Source organism: Agromyces sp. P1_H4 (assembly GCF_056405255.1).
Genome location: NZ_JBFUCL010000581.1, coordinates 1 through 989 on the forward strand (window position 1 = coordinate 1; position 989 = coordinate 989).

General features: G+C 73.4%; 1 protein-coding gene. It reads left to right on the forward strand.

Going from position 1 to position 989, the window contains the following annotated elements; translation table 11 throughout:
• Window positions 1-266 precede the first annotated feature (266 nt).
• Window positions 267-989, forward strand: a 723-nt coding sequence (locus AC1DY2_RS20125) for a sigma-70 family RNA polymerase sigma factor (protein WP_476764026.1), incomplete at its 3' end; no start/stop codon positions are given.

The window sequence follows — 989 nt, forward strand, 5'->3', positions numbered from 1 at the left end:
CCGGACCCCCGCCCGGTCGGCGCCGCAGGACCCCCCGATCGCGGCGCCTCCGCCGGCATCGCCGGCTCCGCCCCGGCTCGGGTGCTCGAGGCGGCGGTACGGTCGGCCCCCTGGAGGGCCTTCACCGAAGAGACGGCCCGCCCATGGATCTATGACGCGGGTTCGCGAAAAATCTGCTGGAATGATCGAACCCCGCCACGCGCGTCATGATCGGCCCGATTCCGCGTCTCTTCCATGACACCCCTGCACCTGAACCTGGAGGCGATGTGCCACCCCTGCGCACCGACCTGGCCGACAGCGCGCTCATCGAGCGCACCCGTGGCGGCGACCGGAGCGCGTACGGCGAGCTCTGGCAGCGGCACTCGGCCTCGGCGCGCACCGTCGCCCGCTCGTACAGCTCCCTCGATCCCGACGACCTCGTCGCCGAGTCGTTCACGCGCATCTACGACGCCATCCTCGCCGGCGGCGGCCCGACGGGCGCCTTCCGTCCCTACCTGTTCACGACCATCCGCAACACGGCGTCGAGCTGGGGTCGCGCGCGCCACGAGACGAACCTCGAGACCCTCGAGTCGTTCGAGGACCCCGCGACGAGCGAGTCCGCGAGCCTCGACGCGCTCGACCGCTCGACCACCGCGCAGGCGTTCCGCTCGCTGCCCACCCGTTGGCAGGAGGTGCTCTGGTACACCGAGGTCGAGGGCATGTCGCCCCAGCAGGTGGCGCCCCTGGTCGGCATGAGCGCGAACGCCACGGCCGCCCTCGCGTACCGGGCCCGCGAGGGCCTGCGCCAGGCGTGGATCCAGGCGCACCTGCGGAACGCCGCGAACGAGCCCGAGTGCCGCTGGACCATCGACCGGCTCGGCAGCTACACGCGGGGGCGGCTGAGGGGCCGCGAGACCGCCCGCGTCGAGGCGCACCTCGACGACTGCGCGCGCTGCACCATCGTCGCCGCCGAGGCCCGCGAGGTGGGCTCACGGCTCGCGCTCGTGCTG